Annotated in this window: 17 protein-coding genes; 12 read left to right on the forward strand and 5 right to left on the reverse strand. The window is 66.7% G+C overall.

The features are described from left to right. Window positions 1-16: 16 nt before the first annotated feature. The 8 genes from flgF to C996_RS0110195 all read left to right on the forward strand — a co-directional run bounded on the left by flgF (window position 17) and on the right by C996_RS0110195 (window position 8,578). A complete protein-coding gene (gene flgF, locus C996_RS0110160) occupies window positions 17-757 on the forward strand; it encodes a flagellar basal-body rod protein FlgF (RefSeq protein ID WP_018867335.1) in 741 nt (246 codons plus the stop codon). A gap of 45 nt (window positions 758-802) precedes the next feature. After that, on the forward strand, window positions 803-1,591 hold the full coding sequence (gene flgG / locus C996_RS0110165) for a flagellar basal-body rod protein FlgG (protein WP_018867336.1): 789 nt from the start codon (window positions 803-805) through the stop codon (window positions 1,589-1,591). Window positions 1,592-1,595: 4 nt separating this feature from the next. After that, window positions 1,596-2,294 (forward strand): flagellar basal body L-ring protein FlgH, encoded by a 699-nt coding sequence (flgH, locus tag C996_RS0110170; RefSeq protein ID WP_018867337.1) that lies wholly within the window; start codon window positions 1,596-1,598, stop codon window positions 2,292-2,294. A 27-nt stretch (window positions 2,295-2,321) separates the two neighbouring features. Next, a complete protein-coding gene (locus C996_RS0110175; protein ID WP_018867338.1) occupies window positions 2,322-3,539 on the forward strand; it encodes a flagellar basal body P-ring protein FlgI in 1,218 nt (405 codons plus the stop codon). Continuing rightward, a complete protein-coding gene (gene flgJ / locus C996_RS0110180; RefSeq protein ID WP_018867339.1) occupies window positions 3,539-4,576 on the forward strand; it encodes a flagellar assembly peptidoglycan hydrolase FlgJ in 1,038 nt (345 codons plus the stop codon). Before C996_RS0110175 ends, flgJ begins: the two co-directional genes overlap by 1 nt. A 62-nt stretch (window positions 4,577-4,638) precedes the next feature. Then, on the forward strand, window positions 4,639-6,534 hold the full coding sequence (flgK, locus tag C996_RS0110185) for a flagellar hook-associated protein FlgK (protein WP_018867340.1): 1,896 nt from the start codon (window positions 4,639-4,641) through the stop codon (window positions 6,532-6,534). Between the two features lie 21 nt (window positions 6,535-6,555). Continuing rightward, entirely contained in the window at window positions 6,556-7,812 is a 1,257-nt protein-coding gene (flgL, locus tag C996_RS0110190) for a flagellar hook-associated protein FlgL (protein ID WP_018867341.1), read from the forward strand. Between the two features lie 76 nt (window positions 7,813-7,888). After that, window positions 7,889-8,578 (forward strand): hypothetical protein, encoded by a 690-nt coding sequence (locus C996_RS0110195; protein WP_018867342.1) that lies wholly within the window; start codon window positions 7,889-7,891, stop codon window positions 8,576-8,578. 286 nt (window positions 8,579-8,864) lie between these two features. Here C996_RS0110195 and C996_RS0110200 read toward each other — a convergent pair whose 3' ends face one another. Genes C996_RS0110200 through egtC form a run of 3 tightly spaced genes read right to left on the reverse strand, consistent with a single transcriptional unit; the run spans window position 8,865 to window position 11,609 of the window. Next, entirely contained in the window at window positions 8,865-9,617 is a 753-nt protein-coding gene (locus C996_RS0110200; RefSeq protein ID WP_018867343.1) for an SIMPL domain-containing protein, read from the reverse strand. Window positions 9,618-9,626: 9 nt separating this feature from the next. Next, entirely contained in the window at window positions 9,627-10,811 is a 1,185-nt protein-coding gene (locus tag C996_RS0110205; protein WP_018867344.1) for an SUMF1/EgtB/PvdO family nonheme iron enzyme, read from the reverse strand. Window positions 10,812-10,826: 15 nt separating this feature from the next. After that, a complete protein-coding gene (gene egtC, locus C996_RS0110210; protein ID WP_018867345.1) occupies window positions 10,827-11,609 on the reverse strand; it encodes an ergothioneine biosynthesis protein EgtC in 783 nt (260 codons plus the stop codon). 83 nt (window positions 11,610-11,692) lie between these two features. Between egtC and egtD the strand changes: the two genes are divergently transcribed. From egtD to C996_RS0110230, 4 genes are read left to right on the forward strand one after another with little or no spacing between them, the layout of a single operon-like run. Then, window positions 11,693-12,715, forward strand: a complete 1,023-nt coding sequence (egtD, locus tag C996_RS0110215; RefSeq protein WP_018867346.1) for an L-histidine N(alpha)-methyltransferase — start codon at window positions 11,693-11,695, stop codon at window positions 12,713-12,715. 5 nt (window positions 12,716-12,720) lie between these two features. Then, on the forward strand, window positions 12,721-13,233 hold the full coding sequence (locus tag C996_RS0110220) for a histidine phosphatase family protein (RefSeq protein WP_018867347.1): 513 nt from the start codon (window positions 12,721-12,723) through the stop codon (window positions 13,231-13,233). A 2-nt stretch (window positions 13,234-13,235) separates the two neighbouring features. Continuing rightward, complete coding sequence (gene ppx / locus C996_RS0110225) at window positions 13,236-14,738, forward strand: exopolyphosphatase (RefSeq protein WP_018867348.1); 1,503 nt, start codon at window positions 13,236-13,238, stop codon at window positions 14,736-14,738. Between the two features lie 26 nt (window positions 14,739-14,764). Beyond that, window positions 14,765-15,355 (forward strand): hypothetical protein, encoded by a 591-nt coding sequence (locus tag C996_RS0110230; RefSeq protein ID WP_018867349.1) that lies wholly within the window; start codon window positions 14,765-14,767, stop codon window positions 15,353-15,355. Window positions 15,356-15,639: 284 nt separating this feature from the next. Here the strand turns inward: C996_RS0110230 and C996_RS0110235 are convergent, their stop codons facing one another. Both C996_RS0110235 and ppk1 read right to left on the reverse strand, forming a co-directional pair. Further along, the gene (locus C996_RS0110235) at window positions 15,640-16,851 is read right to left on the reverse strand and encodes a response regulator (RefSeq protein ID WP_018867350.1); all 1,212 of its coding nucleotides are present in this window, start codon (window positions 16,849-16,851) and stop codon (window positions 15,640-15,642) included. 128 nt (window positions 16,852-16,979) lie between these two features. Next, window positions 16,980-19,064, reverse strand: a complete 2,085-nt coding sequence (gene ppk1, locus C996_RS0110240; protein WP_018867351.1) for a polyphosphate kinase 1 — start codon at window positions 19,062-19,064, stop codon at window positions 16,980-16,982. Between the last annotated feature and the right edge of the window lie 138 nt (window positions 19,065-19,202).

A 19,202-nucleotide genomic window follows, 5' to 3' on the forward strand; every position in this document is an offset into this window, starting at 1 on the left:
TAAAGAGGGCTTGAGCATGGATCGATTTCTGTACATCGCGATGTCCGGTGCGAAGGAGACGATGCACGCACAGGCCATCAACAATCACAACCTCGCCAACGCCAACACCGACGGCTTCCGCCAGGCCCTGGCCACCGCGGATACGGTGCCGGTACGCGGCCCGGGCTATGCCTCGCGGGACTACACCCAGGTGGGTAACGAGGCGGTGGATTTCAGCAAGGGCAAGATGCAGAGCACCGGCCGTGATCTGGACATCGCCATCGAGGGCGAGGGGTTCATCGCGGTGCAGGGACCGGAAGGGGAGGAGGGCTATACCCGGGCCGGTTCGCTGCATGTGGATGCCTTCGGCCTGCTGCGCACCGCGCAGGGCCACCAGGTCCTGGGGGATGGCGGGCCGATTGCCATCCCGCCGGCGGAGCAGATCGAGATTGGCACCGACGGCACGATCAGCGTGCGCCCGCTGGGCGTGGGTCCGGAGGCCCTGGCAGCCGTGGAACGCATCCGCCTGGTCAACCCCGATACGGACGACCTGCAAAGGGGTGATGACGGCCTGTTCCGCCTGGCGGATGGTGGCGAGGCCCCGGCGGATGCCGAGGTTCGCGTGGTCTCCGGAATGCTGGAGGGCAGCAACGTGAACACGGTGGAGGCCCTGACCCGAATGATCGAGCTGTCCCGTCACTTCGAGATGCAGGTGAAGATGATGGACAGCGCCAACACGCTGGAACAGAGCAGTAACCGCTTGCTGGGCCTCGGGTAATTTCCCGGGACTCGCGCGGCACTTGAGAGAAAACAGGAGAACACCATGAACCAGGCACTGTGGATCGCCAAGACCGGCCTCGACGCGCAGCACACGCGCATGTCGACGGTCTCGAACAACCTGGCCAACGTGAATACCACGGGCTTCAAGAAGGACCGGGCGGTATTCGAGGACCTGATCTACCAGACCGTGCGCCAGCCGGGCGCCCAGGCCACCCAGGATCAGCAGCTGCCTTCGGGCCTGCAGATCGGCACCGGCGTGCGCGCCGTCTCCACCGAGAAGATGTTCGAGCAGGGAAATCTGCAGCAGACGGACAACTCGCTGGACATCGCCATCGAGGGGCGCGGGTTCTTCCAGATCCTGCTGCCCGACGGCAACGTCGGCTATACCCGCGACGGCAGCTTCCAGCTGAATTCGGACGGCCAGGTCGTGATGTCCAACGGCTACCCGCTGCAGCCGGGTCTGTTCGTACCGGAGGACACGCAGTCCCTGGCCATCGGCAAGGATGGCACGGTGACCGCGCAGATCCCGGGTCAGGCGGCGCCGGTGGAGCTGGGCAACATCCAGCTGGCGGACTTCGTGAACCCGGCGGGCCTGCAGGCGGTGGGCGAGAACCTGTTCCGCGAGACCGCCGCGTCCGGCGTGGCACAGCAGTCCCTGCCGGGCCTGAACGGGACCGGCACCGTGGTGCAGGGCTCGCTGGAGACCTCGAACGTGAACATCGCCGAGGAGCTGGTGAACATGATCGAGACCCAGCGCGCCTACGAGGTGAACTCCAAGGCGATCTCCGCGGCTGACCAATCGCTGCAGTTCGTCAACCAGACCATCGGGTGATGTGATGACGCGCCTCGGAACCGTTCTCCGCCCGGCCCTGGCCGTGACCGCCGCACTGCTGCTGTCCGCCTGCGCCGCCACGCAAACAACCAAGCCGGACGACAACCCGGAATATCGCCCGGTGATGCCTGCCCAGCCGGTCCCGCAGTCGCAGAACAATGGCGGGATCTACCAGGCGGCGCATTCCCAGGGCCTCTTCGAGGACTACAAGGCGCGCAACGTGGGCGACATCCTCACCGTGATCCTGGCGGAGAGCACCAACGCGCAGAAGTCGGCGTCGACCTCCACGGGCAAGGATTCCAATCTCGACCTGGGGAACCTGTCGGCCTTCGGCCGCGATGCCACCTTCAACGGGCGCCCCCTTTTTGGCGCGAGCAATTCGAGCTCGCGTGACTTCGACGGCTCGGGGGATTCCTCGCAGAGCAACCAGCTCGACGGCGAGATTACCGTGACCGTGGCCGAGGTCCTGCCCAACGGCAACCTGGTCGTGCAGGGCGAGAAGTGGCTGGGGATCAACCAGGGCGAAGAATACGTGCGCTTTCGCGGCATCGTGCGCCCGGTGGACGTGACCACCAACAACACCGTGCTCTCCACGCAGGTCGCCAACGCTCGTGTCTATTACGGCGGTTCCGGCGTGCTGGCGGACAGCAACACCCCCGGCTGGATCACGCGCTTCTTTAACAGCCCGATCTGGCCCTTCTGACGCAGCGTGCGCGCGCCGAGGTACGACATGGACTCGATATCCCTCAAACAACCCGCGAACGACCGCCGGATCGTGGCGCTCGGCGACTGGCGGCGCTTGGCCCTGCTGGTTCTGGTAGCGCTGCTGGTGGCCGGTCCGGGGAGCGCTTCGGTGGCGGCGCAGACCGCCATCCAGCAGCAGGCGGCGATGCAGGAGCGCAGCTACATGGAGCGAGTCAAGGACGTGGCCAGTGTCTCCGGCGTGCGCGAGAACCAGCTGGTCGGGTACGGCCTGGTGGTGGGCCTGGACGGCACGGGGGACCAGACCACCCAAACGCCGTTCACCGTGCAGAGCCTGAACAATATGCTCGGCCAGCTCGGGCTGACGCCGGATGCCGGCAACCCGCAGCTGCGCAACGTCGCCGCCGTGATGGTCACGGCCGAACTGCCGCCGTTCGCCAAGTCCGGCCAGCGCATCGACGTGACCGTCTCGTCGATGGGCAACGCGACCAGCCTGCGCGGTGGCACGCTGCTGATGACGCCGCTCAAGGGGGCGGACGGGCAGACCTACAGCATCGCCCAGGGCAATCTGGTGGTCGGGGGCTTCGGGGCCGAGGGGACCGATGGTTCGCGCATCACCGTGAATGTGCCTAGTGTCGGCCGGATCCCCAACGGCGCCACGGTGGAACGCGAGGTCCCGACCGCGTTTGCCCAGGGGGATCATGTCACCCTGAATCTGCACCGCCCGGACTTCACTACGGCCAACCGCCTGGTACAGACGGTGAACGATACCTTCGGCCAGGGGGTCGCCCATGCCCTGGATGGATCGTCGGTGCGCGTGCGCGCGCCGTCCAACCCGGATCACCGGGTCGGCTTTGTCGCGGAGCTGGAGCGCCTGCCGATTGAACGTGGTGCGCCACCGGCGCGGGTGATCGTCAACTCGCGCACCGGGACGGTGGTGATCGGCTCCAGCGTGCAGGTGACCCCGGCCGCCGTCTCGCACGGCAGCCTGACGGTGACGATCAGTGAGGCCCCTCAGGTCGTCCAGCCGGCGCCCTTCGGCGCGGGCGAAACGGCGATCCAGCCGGATACCGACATCGCGATCGAGGAGGGCGACAACACCATGTTCCTGTTCGATCCGGGCACCTCGCTGGACGAGATCGTGCGCGCGGTGAATAACGTGGGGGCCGCCCCCGGCGACCTGGTCGCGATCCTGGAGGCCCTTCGCGAAGCCGGCGCGCTACGCGCGGAGTTGGTGGTGATCTGATGATTACCCCGGGCGTCGATACCCAGATGCAGGCCCGCGCGGCCCTGGCCTCTGACCCCAGTGGTCTGCAGGACCTGGCCCGGGGTGCGCGTTCGGGCGATCAACAGGGCCTGGAGGCCGTCGCCCGCGAGTTCGAGGCGATGCTGATCGGCCAGATGCTCAAGCAGATGCGCGAGGCGTCGCTGGGCGATGGCCTGTTCGACAACGACCAGAGCAAGATGTACCTGGAGATGCAGGACCAGGAATTCGCCAAGGCCATGAGCCAGGGCGATGGCATCGGCCTGCGGGATGCCCTGATGCGCCAGCTCTCCGCGCAGCAACCCGCCGATCCCGAGGCCTTGAATGACCCGGATCGCCAGGCGGCACTCGAACTGCCGCAGCGGCGGTCGGGACTGGATACCCTGCGCGTACTGCAGGGCGATGTGGAGCCCGAGTTGCAGCCGGTGGGGCCGCAGCGCCCCGATGCTGTGGCCCCGCAACCGAGCGCGGGGGCGGCGGCGCCATCACCCATCGCCTGGCCCCCGCGGGACGCCGCCGAGTTTGTGCAGAGCCTGGAGCCCCTGGCGCGGGATGCGGCCGCGGAGCTCGGGGTCGAACCCGGCATCCTGCTGGCGCAGAGTGCCCTGGAGACCGGCTGGGGACAGCACGTGCCGTCGCGCGCCGACGGCCAGCCGAGCTTTAACCTGTTCGGGATCAAGGCGGACAGCCGCTGGAACGGGGATCAGGTCTCCGTGGGCACCCTCGAGTTCCGTGAGGGGGTTGCGCAAAGGGAGCAGGCGCGTTTCCGTGCCTATGCCGATCCGTCAGAGTCGTTCTCCGATTACGTCGAGTTCATTCGCAACAATCCGCGTTACCACCGGGCCCTGCAGGCCGGGGATGACGCACAGTACATTCGCGAGCTGCAGGACGCCGGTTACGCGACGGATCCGGCCTATGCGGACAAGGTCCTGCGCCTGCGCGATCAGTTGGCCGCGCACCAGGGCAGTGGATCGACTCAAGTCGCGGCCGATGCGGCCGTTACCCGTACCGAGGGGTAGAGCATGAAGCAGAAATGGCCCAATCCGGTGGTTGAACGAGCGGTTTCGCGGGAGGCGCGGGTATGAGCGCGTCCGGGATTGGCACCTCGGCGCTGCTGGCCTTCCAGCGCGCGATTGGCACCACCAGCAACAACATCGCGAACTCCGCGACCGAGGGCTACAGTCGGCAGCGCACCGAGCTGTCCAACCTGACGCCGCAGTTCCTGGGGGGCAGCTTCCAGGGCCAGGGCGTGCAGGTGGACACGGTTCGGCGCATCTCTGACGACTTCGTGAACACCCAGCTGCGCAACTCCATCTCGGATCAGTCGAATGCCGAGCTGAAGGCCTCGCTGGCCGGGCGCATCGACGACCTGCTGGGAAGCTCCAGTTCCGGTCTGACGCCGGTACTGCAGGACTTTTTCGACGCCGGCCAGGATCTGGCCAACGACCCGACGTCCAGTGCCGCGCGCACGGTCTTCCTGACCGAGGCGGAATCCCTGGCCGAGCGTTTTGCCTCCATCGACCGGCGCATCGAGGAGCAGCGCGACATCATTAATGGCCAGATCCGCACCAACGTCGAGGAGATCAACTCCCTGACCGAAGCGATCGCCGGGCTCAACCGCGAGATCGTGTCGAAGTCGACACAGGGGACGCCCAACGACCTGTTGGACCAGCGCGACCGGGTGCTCAACCAGCTGGCGGAGAAGGTGAACGTCCGCATCACCGAACAGGATGACGGAGCGGTCAACGTCTTCGTCGGCAACGGCCAGGCCCTGGTGCTGGGCGGCAACAACCGCGAGCTGGTCGCCGAGTCGCTCACGGGCGACCCGCGCTCCCCGGACATCGGGCTGAAGACCAGTGGTGATCCGGTCAACATCTCCCGCTTCATCCAGGGCGGCGAGCTGGGTGCATTGCTGGAGACCCGAACCGGGATCATCGACGAGGCCCAGAACACCCTGGGCCGGCTCGCGGTGAGCATCGGGGCGGAATACAACCAGCAGAACAACCTCGGGCTGGACCTGGAGGGCAATCTGGGCGCGGATATCTTCGGGATTGGTGATCCGGCGGTACGTGGATTCCCCGGCAATGAGTCTGATGATGTTCCGTCTGTCGAATTCGGAGACGTGCGCGACCTGACCACGTCCGATTACCGCCTGAGTTATAACGGTACGGACTATGAACTACGGAAGCTGTCGGATGGTGAGGTCGTAGCGAGTGGCAATGGAGTCCTTGAGGCGGATGGGATCATTGTGGATACGGCTACGATTGGCGGACAGGTGGAAGGGGATGGCTGGCTGATCCAGCCGACCCGCAATGGGTCGCGCGACCTGTCGGTGGAGATGACCGACCCTAGTCGGATCGCTGCAGCCAGCGCCGTGCGGGCCGACCTTGGCGATGACAACGCCGGGGATGCCGCGATCGCGTCTGTGCGAGCAGCAGACCCGACCATCGATTTGGAAGCTCTACCCGCGGACGACCCCGATGAGGTTGTGTTCGATGCTGACATCGGGGACCGGGGCGCTTTCGTGATCGATGGAGAAGAATTTGAGCTCAGTGAGGATGGTGTGACAACCATTGAGTTCAATGGATGGGAAATGGAGGTCCGTGGTGCGCCTGCGGACGGGGATATCTTCAAGGTCAGCAGCAACGAGGGGTATCCCGGCGACAATCGCAACATGCTGGCGATGAACGAGCTGTCGGATCAGCGCCTGGTGGGCGGTGACCGGACCTTCGGGGATGGCTACAACAGCCTGCTGGCCAATGTCGGCACGCGCACCCGGCAGGCCCAGGTCGCGCAGGAGTCCGCCGATGCGCAGCTGGCACAGGCGCGGGCGCAGCGTGAGGCAGTGTCCGGCGTCAATCTGGACGAAGAGGCGGCGGATCTGATCCGCTACCAGCAGGCCTATCAGGCGGCGGCCCAGGTCATCTCGGTCAGCAACTCGCTGTTCGACTCACTGCTCGGCGCCTTCCGCCGCTAGCGCCCACCGGGAGATACGGACATGCGCATCTCGACCACCCAGATCTTCCAGACCGGGATCGACCAGATCCAGCGGGGCCAGACGGAGCTGAACCGGACCTCGCTGCAGATGGGTCGCGGCGAGCGCATCCTGAGCCCCTCCGATGACCCGAGCGGGGCCACCCAGGTCAACCAGTTCGAACGCATCATCCAGGCCACCAAACAGTACCAGCGCAATATCGACAACACCCAACCACGCCTGCAGCAGGAGGAATCGGCCCTGCAAAGCGGGACGGATCTGCTGCAGCGGGCGCGCGAACTGGTGGTGGCCGGCAACAACGATTCCCAGACCAACGAGACCCGCAGCTATCTGGCCGGCGAACTGCGTCAGTTACGAGAGGGCCTGTTCGACATCGCCAACACCAAGGATCCCAACGGCGAATACCTCTTCGCCGGGACGAAGTCCTTGCAGCAGCCCTTCCAGCAGGATGGCACGGGCGCGGTGCGCTATGAGGGGGCCGAGGGTACGGGCAGCGTCCGCGAGGTCGCAATCTCGGCCAACCGCAAGGTGCCGGTGGGCGATACCGGTGCGCGGGTGTTCATGGATATTCCGGAGAACGACGGGCGGGTCGGGGCCGAGGTGCTCAATCGGGAACCCGGCAGTACTCTTGTTGTGGAGCAAACCGGTGTAAGCGACGTTGGTGCACTGGATGAGCGCGACTACACGATTGAATTCTCTGAAGACGCCGGCGGGAACGTCCAGTTTTCCATCACCTATGTAGATGAGAATGGAGATACCCAGTTCGCCGAAGACAATTCCGGGAATTCGATGGAAGATCGGCCTTTTGTGGCCGGTGAGGCGGTCCTTTTTGAGGGGCGGAGTATCACCCTCAGTGGCACACCCCAGGCTGGGGATCAGGTCTTGTCCCGCGCCGCCGAAAACAAGAGCGTGTTCGAGACGCTGGACGCGATTATCGCGGCGCTGGAAGAGGGCGGTGCCAGCGGCACCAGCCGGGCCAATCTTGCGACCTCCAGCAACACGGCACTGGCCGACCTGGATGCGGTGCTGGGCAACTTCAGCGACATCCGGGCCGAGGTCGGCTCGCGGCTGAAGAGCTTCGATCAGCAGAAGGACCTGAACGAGGACCGCCTGGTGGACCTGAACAGCGCGGTCTCCGAGATCCGCGATCTGGACTATGCCGAGGCCATCAGCCGCTTCAACCAGCAGCAGGTGGCCCTTCAGGCCGCGCAGCAGACCTATACCCAGGTGAACCGCCTGTCGCTGTTCGACTTCCTCTGATCCATGCCCCGGCCGTGCGGATCATGGTCGCGCCTTTGTGCGACCATGACGCCATTGTGATCTGCGAGACTCCGGCATGGCCAAGAACAACGAACCCTCCGCGCCCATCCAGTACCGTTCCACCGGGCGGCCCCCGCGCTATCTGATCGTCCTGCTGATCCTGGCCGCGCTGTGGGCGGGGTTCTGGGGTGTCATCCACCTGCAGTCGGGCGAGCCCAAGCCGGTGACCCTGAATGTCGAGGAGCAGGCGGAGCTGGAGGCCAAGCTGCGGGCGTTGGGTCCGCGCGATGCGGAGCCCCGCCCCGATAGCGCACCAGGCGATCCGATCATCGATCTCGACGCCGAAGCCGAGCCGCTGGTCCCCGAACTCTACGAGGAACGCGCCGAGGCCCGGGTGGTGCAATTCAGCGAACGCGAGCTGAATGCGCTGATCGCGCAGGACCCGGACCTGGCCGGGCGGGTGGCGATCCGCCTGACGCCGGGACAGGTGAGCACGCGGGTGCGCATCGATGTGCCGCCGGATATCCCCCTTCTGGGCGGACGCGTCCTTAATGTGCGCTCGGGCGTTCGCTTTGGTACGGAAGAGGGCCAGGTGCACGCGCGGCTGGTGGGCGTCAGCGTTGCCGGGATCCCGCTGCCGGATGCCTGGCTTGGCGGGCTCAAGGACGAGGATCTGCTGGGGCTGGAGCCCTTCCAGCAACTGCGCGCCGGCATCGAATCCATCGAGGTGCGCGACGGCGAGCTGGCCCTGGAGCTCGCCCGCTGAGGGAGTGCCTTGTGGAGTCATGCATCCGTCCCCGGGCCGACGGCCTGTTCTGGACGGTGCGCGGGACCTCCCAAGGTCACACGCGATGCCGCCGCGCTGTGTCACCCCGGAAGCCGCGAAGCGGTTATCCGGGATCTGCAACGATGGACTGGGAAAGGCCTGGGGCAGGGAACTGGCGATCCCGGCTCTGCGCTGCGCTCCGGCCGTGATGACGTTTCGGCGCAAGGGCTCTCGGTGAGGCGCGGTTTGGAATCGCCTCGCGGCACCTTGCGGCAGGTGCCGTGGGTTACCGGGCGGGGCCGACGCGCAGGGTTTCGGCACCAAGGGCCTGCAGGCGGCCGCGTACGCTGAGGCTCAGGGTGGAGTGCCCGGCCTCTAGCGCCGGCTGGCTGGCGGATTCGTCCATCGCCCGCATGGCCATCATCGGCTGCGGGCCACTGTAGGAGTCATCCGGCAGTTCCACTTCCAGAACACGCAGGTGCGTGGCGCCCAGTGAGCGGGCGATGACGCGCGCCTGATCCTTCAGGTCGTCCATGGCCTCTTCGATCATGGCCTCGCGGTGTTCCTCGCGGGCCTCGGGGCTCAGGGAAAAACGGATCTGACTCACCGTGAGGTCGTGCCGCTGGAGGGTTCCCACCAGTTCGCCCAGGCGGTCGAAGTCGCCGCTGGTCAGTTCCAGGTTCTGCTGGACCTGCCAGGCGTTGATGCGGCTGCGGTCGTCGGCGTCGTAGATGGGGCGGGTCGAATAGCCAATGGTGCGGGCCTCGACGACATCGTGTTCGCCCGCGCGTTCCAGGGCCGCCTCCATGTTCCGGTTGACGGCATCCGCGGCAGTAGCGGCTTCCGGCGCGCGCGCCTCGGTCTGCATCAGCACGGTCATGTGATCGTTGGCGACCTGCCGTTCGGTCTTGCCGGTCAGGGAAAGCGTCGTGGCGCCATCGCTGCCGACAGCGGTCCCGGGGACCGCCAGCGTAAGTGCGGCGAGGCCGGCGACAAGCCAGGATGCACGGTGGACGAGCGGGATGTGGTTCGGTCGCATGGTGTTTCCTTAGAGGTCGCGCGCCAGCCGGATGCCGGCGAACACGTGACGTTTATCGGGAGTGAAGAAATTGCGCAGGGTCGTCCGGGTGAGCAGCGGGTCGCTCCAGGCACTGCCGCCGCGCAGGACGTAGTGCTTCCCGTCGAACCAGGGCAGGGAGTATTCATCATAGGGGTAGGGCCGGAAACCCGGGTAGGGTTGAAAGGGGTTCGCACACCATTCCCAGACCTGCCCTGTACCGGCTAGGCAACCGGCCTGCGCGGCATGCTCCCACTCGTGTTCGTGGGGCAGGCGGGCGCCAACCCAGCGCGCGTAGGCCGTGGCCTCGAACCAGGAGAGGCCGACGGCGGGTGCCCGGGGCTCGAGCCGCTGGGTGCCGCCCGGCAGGGTCTGGACTCGTGTGCCGTCGGACCGGCGCCCCCAGCCCAGCGGGGCGGTGACCCCCGTCTGTTCCAGCCACGCCCGGCCGGATTCGTCCCAGTGAGGGCCGGGGTGATATCCGTCGGCCTCGATGAAGGCCGCGACCTCGGCGTTGGTGACGGGGTGTGCACGGATGGCGTGGGGCGCGAGCCGCACGGTGTGTCGGCCGCGCTCGTTGTCGAAGGCGGTGATGGAATCGCTGCCGGCGATGTGTTCGCCCCCCGGGCACTCGATCCAGTCGTTGCAAGGCCAGTGCGCGGTCTCGGAGGTTTGTACAGGGCCGGCTTCGGTGTGTTGCAGGCGGGCAAACCAGCGCACCTGTTCGAGACTCTCCAGATGCATCGCGTGGTGCTGCGCGAGGAAACCGGTCAGGTAGTCGTTTTCAAGCAGGGGATGGCGGCGCACCTCCGGGTGGGCGCGCAAAAGCTCCAGGTGGTGCTGCTGACATGCCCGGCCCCACGCGAGCAGCGAGTGGCGGGGTGGGAGGCGCCCGCCGCGGCGCCATTTCGGGCTTTGCTCCGGGAAATAGAGGTCGTGCCAATCCCGCCGTGCGGGCGGCGGTTCACCCAAAATCCGTTCGTGCAGCCAGACCGCCTCGATGAAATGGCAATGGGCGTAATGCCACCCCATGGGGCTGAGGTCCGGGTGGTACTGATTGCGCCATTCGTGTTCCGGGGTGGCGAGAAGCGCCGCGTTCAGGCGGTCGTGCTGGACGGACAGGCACTCTATGAGGTCCGGTTCGGAAGCGTTCGACAGCGGATGGACGGCGTTCATATCCGGTGGAGCGCGTTACAAGGCCAGGAGTTCCGGCGGTTCGTCGGGATCCAGGATCAGCAGGTGGCCGGATGGCACCGGGCGCCAGCGCTCGCGATCCGTCAGCGGTTCCGATGCCACGACCACGCTGTCTTCGGGGAACGTCTCGTCATCGGTGGTGTAGTAGAGGCTGGGGCAGGGCGCGTTGATCGCGTGGCGGCTGGCGATGATGCGGCGTCCGTCGGACAGGATCACGTTCAGCAGGGCGGTATCCGTGCCCAGCCAGGCCTCGATGGTCGAGAACGCCTCGCCGAGGGCGCCTTCCAGCGTGGCGTTCTCGTCATCGGCCAGGTACTGCCGCACCAGCGCGAACAGGTGTTCCGAGTCGGTTGTGCCCTCGATGCTGGCTTCGATCTCGTGGCTGAGGATGTTCTGGATCTGCCGCCGCACATCCGGCCGGAACCGGCTGATCAGGCCGTTGTGGCTGTACAGCAGGCCGTCCCGGGCGAACGGCTGGGCATTGACCGAGTCGCCCCCGAAGCCGGGGGTTGCGCTGCGGATGGCCGCGATCCAGAGGGGCTGGGTCATGTCGCTGGCCAGATCTTCCAGATTGGGATCCTGCCAGAGCGGGTCGGCTCGGCGGTAATGGCGCGCCATGCCCCCGGCCCCGAACCAGCCGAAGCCGAAGCCATCGGCATTGACCCGCGCGTACACCAGTTCCTGGGGCGCCATGGCCTGTTCGATCAGGTTGTGGGGGGGATCCAGGATCAGGCTGCGCAGCGTGATCGGAGGACCCAGATAAGCGAGGTGTCGGCACATTGATCCGGGCTTCCCTGGGGGCAGTTGGGACGTCGGTGGTTTCATGCTAGCGTGCCGCAAACCCTCTTGATACGGAAGCCCGCATGTCCGCCGACGCCTGCGCTGTACCCGTTTCCTCCCGTTACAGCCGCCGGGTGGTGGAAGAACGCGATGCCCACGCCGAGTTACTGGCCGATTTCCGCGCGGGGATGCTCGAGCCACCGCGATCCCTGCCGCCGAAGTACTTCTACGATGCACGGGGTTCGCAGCTGTTCGATGCGATTTGCGACACGCCGGAATACTACCCGACCCGCCTGGAGGCCGAGCTCCTGGAGCGTCATGCCGATGCGATCGTGGACGCATCCGGCGCCCGGACGCTGTTCGAGCTGGGCAGCGGGACCTCGCGCAAGACCGAATACCTGCTGGCCGCCCTGGAGCGGCGCCTGGCGGCGCCCCATTACATCGCCAATGACGTGTGTAGCGAGATCCTGGACGAGGCGGGCGAGCGGCTCTTGCAGCGCTTCGATCAACTGCGGGTGGACAGCCTGTGCGGCGACTACGCGGCGGCCCTGGGCCACCTGGGCGAGGTCGCCGGCGCGCGTGGCGACGGTCCCCGACTGTTCGCCTTTCTCGGCAGCAGTCTGGGGAATTTCGAGGACCCAGAGGCCGCCGCCCTGCTGACCCGGATCCGCGCGACCATGAATGCGGAGGATCGCCTGTTGCTGGGGCTGGACCGGGTCAAGCCGCGTCCGGTGCTGGAGGCGGCCTACAACGATGCGGCGGGGGTCACCGCGGCGTTCAATCTGAATCTGCTGTCGGTGCTGAATACCGAGCTGGGGGCGGATTTCGACCCCGAGGGGTTCGATCACCGCGCGCCCTTCGTGGAAGAGCATTCGCGGATCGAGATGCACCTGGTGGCGCGTCGCGACCAGGTCGTGCAGGTCTCGGAGCCCGAGGCTCGCCTGGAGATCGCGGCAGGCGAGATCATCCGCACCGAGATCTCGCGCAAGTTCAGCCGCGAGGCGGTTGATGGTCTGCTGGCGGCGGCGGGGCTGGAACACGAGGCCGAGTGGTCGGCGCCCGAGGACTGGTATTCCCTGTTCCTGCTGCGGCCCGGGGCGGCCTGATCGGCATGCGGGAAGCGCGGCTGGTGCTGGTGCGGCATGCCCAGGCCGGTAATCCCGGCGACTGGGACGGGGCCGATCGTGACCGGCCGCTGACCGACAAGGGACAGGTCAGCGCGGTGCGCATGGCCCAGGCGCTGGGCGATCTGCTGCCGGCTTCCGTGGAGCTTCTGTGCAGCCCCTATCTGCGCGCCCGACAGACGGCGATCCCCCTTTCCCAGGCGCTGGATGTACCGGTGCGACAGAAGAAATGGCTCGCTCCGGGACAACCCGCCGGGCTGGAGGTCGAGGCCCTGGCCCGGAACCTGCCGGCGAACGGCGGGTTGGTGCTGGTGGGCCACGAACCCGACCTGTCGCTCCTGGCCAGCTGCTTGCTGGGCGCGCCCGGGGGGCGGAGTCTGGTGCATATGGGCAAGGGCGATGCCTGCGGGCTGGCGGGTTCGCTGCCGGGGCCGATGCGCCTTGTCTGGCATCTCCCGCGGCGGGTCCTCGAACGGCTGGCCGATGGGGAGGCGCATTAGGCATGCAGGAGGCTCACCATACGGAGACGGTTGCGGCCGTCGATCTGGGATCCAACAGCTTTCACATGATCGTGGCTCGGCGCCAGGATGGCGAGGTCCTGAAGGTGGACCGGCTCAAGGAGATGGTGCGGCTTGCCAGCGGCCTCGACGATCAGGGACAGCTGGATCCGGAGGTCGCCCAGCGGGCTTTGGACTGCCTGGATCGTTTCGGCCAGCGGCTGCGTCAGCTGCCGCGCGGACATGTGCGGGTCGTTGGGACCAACACGCTGCGCCAGATGCATGACAGCCGGGCCTTTCTGCGGTCGGCGGAGCAGGCCCTCGGACATCCGGTGGAGATCATCGCCGGGCGCGAGGAGGCACGGCTGATCTACCTCGGCGTGGCCCACACGCTGGCGGATGACAGTGGCCGGCGCCTGGTGATGGATATCGGCGGCGGCAGCACCGAGTTCATTATCGGGGAACGCTTCGAGCCGGTCCTGGCCGAGAGCCTCGAGATGGGGTGTGTGACCTTTACCCGGCGCTTCTTCGCCGACGGCAAGCTGAGTCGCAAGGCCTTCGATGCCGCCCGACTGCGAGCGGAGCAGGAACTGCAGCCGATTGCCAGCGCCTACCGGGCCGAGGGATGGGATCAGGCACTCGGGGCCTCGGGCACGATCCTCGCGCTGGATCGCATGGTGCAGGAGTCGGGCCTGGAGGACCCGGCGCCGGGCATGGACCGGCAGGCCCTCGAGCGTCTGCGGGACGCACTGATCGAGCAGGGCTCGATCGACGGGCTGGAGTTCCCCGGCCTGGCGGCAGAGCGGGCGCCGGTCATCGCCGGCGGACTGGCGGTCCTGCTGGGCGCGTTCGAGGCGCTGGGCATCGAACGCCTGCATCCCTCCGACGGGGCGCTGCGCGAGGGAGTGGTGCATGACCTGCTGGGTCGCTTCCGGCACGAGGACGTGCGCGGGCGCACCATTCATCATCTGCGCCGGCGCTTTGCGGTGGACCCGGCCCAGGCCGAGCGCGTCCAGGCCACGGTGGCACGCCTGGTCACCGCGGTGCGCGCGGCCTGGGGGCTGGACGGGGACGACGCCGAGCGTCTGGACTGGGCTGCCGAGCTGCACGAGATCGGCCTAGCCCTGGCCCACAGCAAGTATCACAAGCACGGTGAATACATCCTCACATGGGCCGACCTGCCCGGGTTCTCGCAGCCGGAGCAGGCGGAGCTTGCGCTGCTGGTGCGGCTGCACCGGCGGACCCTGAAACCCAAGCTGCTGGGCGGTGTGCGTGAGGATCGTGCGGGCGCCTTCCGGTATATGGCGGTGCTGTTGCGCCTGGCCGTGCTGCTGCATCGCTCGCGGGCACCCGATCCGGTGCCGCTGGAGCGTATCGAGGCGACGACGGACGGCCTCGCACTGAGCTTTGCGACGGGATGGCTGGATGCCCATCCCCTGACACGGGCCGACCTCGACGCCGAGCGCGAGGAATGGGCCCGCCACGCACTGCAACTCGAGTACGCCTGACGGCGGATTCGGAAAGGATGGATGCAATGCTGACGCTGGTGGTCTGGATCTATGTACTGTCGGTGCCGTTGTGGATCGGCATCTGGTGGTCGGCTACGGGGTTCCGGTTGATGCGGCACAACCGGTTGCTGGCACTGCCCTTCCTGCTCAGTCTGGTGTATGTGGTCGGAAACGCCCTGCTGGTGGCCATGTTCGGCGGGCTCAGCGAAGCCACCTACGAGGAGGGTCGGTACGTGTTCATCACCGACCGGGCCATGATCGCGGTTCAGGCGACGGCGAGTGTGCTGATCGTGGCCACCATTGTGTACGGCCTGAGCATACGGCGGGTACCGGTGCACTTCATCCGTTTCATGGTGTATGCATTCGTGGCGTTGCTGGGGGTGATGGCGCCGATCCTGTGGATTCCGGCGCAGGAGGCGGAGTTCTTCTTTGTGCTCCGCCATGTGCAGTCGATCGGACTGAACTTCGGGCTGTTCCTCTGCGTGGCCGGGATCGTGGTGCTGTTGCAGGACCTGCTGCGTCATGGCGACGCCGAGGTCACCCTGCTGGGCGGACTGCATGATGTGCCGCGCTCCGAGCGTCAAAGTGAAGCGGATACAAAAAACCGCGGGAGCTGAGGCGCTTACCGGGTGTGTTGTGAACGGGTAGGGAACCCAGCGACCCTCTGCATCGGGAACAAGAGGATTGGGTACAGGAGCGCCTCGGTTCCGGGAGGGTGCCGCACGCGTGTGCGGCCCGATGGTGTGCGGCGCATGTGCCCCTGTATTCACTCACGTTTGGGGCTTGTACTCCAGGTTCCCCGACCCTGCATTGCGCCCCGAGGGTTTATAGAACGGGGGTGGAGGCGCTAACGGCTGTGTGACCCCTGCCTCGGGGGCTCGGGGTGCCCACGCGAGCGTGTTCACCCATCAGCATTTCTCTGGAGCGAGACCTGCTGAGCGGGTATGCCGCCTGTTGTGTCCTGGTCCGACAGACCAAGGCGCCCCAGTAGCTTCTGGCATTCGGCGGAGTCCGCCGCCCCATTGGTCAGCAAGAAGGCGGTGCGCATGATGGGGAGATGAATGTGGCCGCTGCCCAGACCGAAGCCGTGGGCGGCCCCAATCATCTGCTTTAACGGGAGAGAGAGGCGTAGACGCGACTTCAGCGCTACGGCCATTCGAGCGGGCCAGTCCCCCGCAAGCGCCGTATCCAGGGCGGCTGGGTCGAGGGTGCAGCCCTGAAGGACGCAGCGCTGTGCCGTGGCGATGACCGCGAGCTCGCCCAGGCGATGCATCAGTCCGGCGGTAAAGCAAAGGCTGGCGTCCGCCCGCAGGCTGCGACCCAGGGCCGCGGCCTGGTGGGCCATGCGCTCGCTCTGTTCCTGGTAATGCCGGGCGCGGGTCTGGAGGTTGGGGTCCTGAAGTGTGGTGGTGAGATCGAGGGCCATGGCCATTGCCAGATTCAGGGCGGTGGGGATGCCCAGAACCTGCAGGGCGTCGCGTAGCGAGGTATTGGGGGTGTCGGTGCGCCTCAGAGCACTGCCGTTGGATGCATCGATCAGGCGCGTGACCAGGGATGGAATGTCCTGCCAGGCCTTCTCCAGTTCGGACAGCGAGAGTGTGTCGGCCCGCGCCCTCAATTCCCGCAGTGCGTCAAGATCGATCGGTGTAGGCAGTCTCAGCTCACCGGATTCGGCCTGTTGCAGGGCGTTTTCCAGGGCGGGCGCCTCCGGCTCGCCCTCGGCTTCTTCGCGGGACTCGGCGGTAGTCGCTCCCGTAGCCAGTATCGCTTGCAGACGGTCATGCACCAGTTCCGCCTCGAAGGGCTTGGAGATAAAACCCCGGACGCCGTAGCGAGCGGCGCGCTGGACACTCTTACGGTCCGGGTTCGCGGTGATGATGACGATGGGCGTGACGCGGCCATCGATGGCCGCCCGTCGCAGGAAGTCCAGCCCGTTCCCGTCGGGCAGCGACAGGTCCGACAGCACGAGGTCGTGGTGTTTCTCGCGCCAACGTCGCAGGGCCTCGGTAATGGAGCGCGCGTGGAAGATGTCGGAATTGGGATAAAGGCCGCGAACGAGCGTCTTCAGGAGATCCGCCATGAGATCTTCGTCTTCCAGTATCAGGATCTTCATAGGGGGTCCGGATGCTCGCGCCCACAGGGAGGTTGTGACCTTCAGGTTCGGTTGTCCGAAGGATGGGGTCAAGCGGGGACCGGCGAAGTCCCACGACCGGGTGCCCCGCGCCGGCCATGGATGTCGCGTCAGCCGGCGGTAGACCCCGCCAGCCGGGCCGCCAGGACCTCCTGTGCGGAGTAGGGGGCCTGGTCGTCTGCGGGCCGAATGCGGGTGTAGCTGCCGTCCGGTTGCAGGGACCAGGCGGTGGCGGTGTCGCGCAGGTAGTTGAACAGGGATTCCTCGGCCACGCGGTCGCGCAGCTCCGGGTCGCGCACCGGGAAAGCCACCTCGACGCGGCGGAAGAAGTTGCGCGGCATCCAGTCGGCGCTGGAAAGGAACACCTCGGGGTTGCCGGCGTTCTCGAAGTAGAACACCCGCGAGTGTTCGAGGAAGCGGCCCAGTACCGAGCGCACCTCGATGGTTTCCGATATGCCGGGGACCCCGGGGCGCAGGCTGCAGATGCCGCGCACGATCAGCTGGATGGGCACACCGGCCTGCGAGGCCTGGTACAGGGCCTGGATGATGGTGGCCTCGTTCAGGGAGTTCATGCGCGCGACGATGCGCGCCGGTTTGCCGGCCCGGTGGTTCTCGATCTCGCGCTCGATCTTCTCCTGCATCGCGTCGTGCAGGCGGAAGGGGGCCTGGATGAGCTGGCGCAGCCGGGTCACCTTGCCGAGCCCGGTCAGCTGGAGAAACACGCGGTGGACGTCCTCGGTCAGCACGGGGTCGGCCGTCAGCAGGCCGAAATCGGTGTAGGCCTTGGCAGTGCCCGAGTGATAGTTGCCGGTGCCGAGGTGGGCGTAGCGGGTAATCTGGTCGCCATCCCGGCGCACCACCAGGGCCAGCTTGGCGTGGGTCTTGTAGCCGACCACGCCGTAGGTCACATGCACCCCGGCATCCTGCATGCGGTTGGCCAGCTCGATGTTGTCGGCCTCGTCGAAGCGCGCCCGCAGCTCGATCACGACGGTGACCTCCTTGCCGGCCTGCGCCGCCTCGATCAGGGTCTCGACCAGGGGCGAGCGGGTGCCCGTGCGGTACAGGGTCTGCTTGATGGCCAGTACCCGCGGGTCGGCCGCGGCCTGACGCAGGAAATCCACCACCGGCATGAACGACTGGTACGGATGATGCAGCAATAGCTCCTGCTCGCGGATGCAGGCGAAGATGCCGCTACCGCTGGCGTCCACGCGAGGCAGGGCCGGGACCAGGGGCGGGAACTTGAGGTCCGGGCGCTCGACCAGTTCGTGCACCGCCATCAGCCGGTTCAGGTTCACGAGGCCGGTGACCTGATACAGGTCGTCGGGGTCCAGATGGAACTGCTGCAGGAGGAAATCGGCGACCTCCTGCGGGCAGTTGTCCGCGACCTCCAGGCGAACGCCGGCGCCGTAGTTGCGCTGGGGCAGCTCGCCTTCCAGGGCGTTCAGGAGGTCGTCGATCTCCTCTTCCTGCACGAACAGGTCGGAGTTGCGGGTCAGCCGGAACTGGTAGCAGCCGGTCACCTTCATCCCGCGGAACAGCTCGTCAACATGGGCGTGCAGGATGGACGACAGCAGGACGAAGTCGTTGTCGCCGCTGGCGACCTCCCGCGGGAGGCGCACCAGACGCGGGAGAGAACGCGGTGCCTGCACCACGGCGCGGCCGGACTCGCGTCCGAAGGCGTCCTTGCCCTTCAGCGTGACGATGAAGTTCAGGCTCTTGTTCAGGATGCGCGGAAAGGGATGCGCCGGGTCCAGGCCGATCGGGGTCAGGACCGGTTGCAGCTGTTCGCGGAAATACTGCAGCACCCATTCCTGCTGCGCGGAGCTCCAGTGGGTGCGGCGCACGAAGTGGATGCCCTCGGCCGCCAGTGCCGGGATCAGTTCATCGTTCAGGGTGCGGTACTGCTCCTCCACCAGGTCGTGCGCACGCGGGGCGATCTGGCGCAGCTGCTCGGCGGCGGACAGGCCATCCGGGCCGGGGGCCTGCACGTTCAGTTCGACCTGCTGGCGCAGCGAGCCCACGCGGACCTCGAAGAACTCGTCCAGGTTGGTGGAGGAGATACTCAGATAGCGCAGGCGTTCGAGCAGCGGGAAGGCGGGGTCCTGGGCGATCGCGAGGACCCGACGGTTGAATTCCAGCAGGGACAGCTCGCGATTGAGGAACAGATCAGTCTGGGTCACGTCGGCATCCGGCATGCACGACTCGCGGCAGAAGTGGACTCGCGAGTCTATGACGACATTATGTCAGTTCCGTGAATGGGGGGCAGGCGTGGCCGAAGTCCCCGGGCGACGTGCCTGAACTGCGGTACGGGTCGACGGACGGCTATAATTCAT

Source organism: Thioalkalivibrio sp. ALE25 (assembly GCF_000377285.1).
Classification (GTDB): domain Bacteria; phylum Pseudomonadota; class Gammaproteobacteria; order Ectothiorhodospirales; family Ectothiorhodospiraceae; genus Thioalkalivibrio.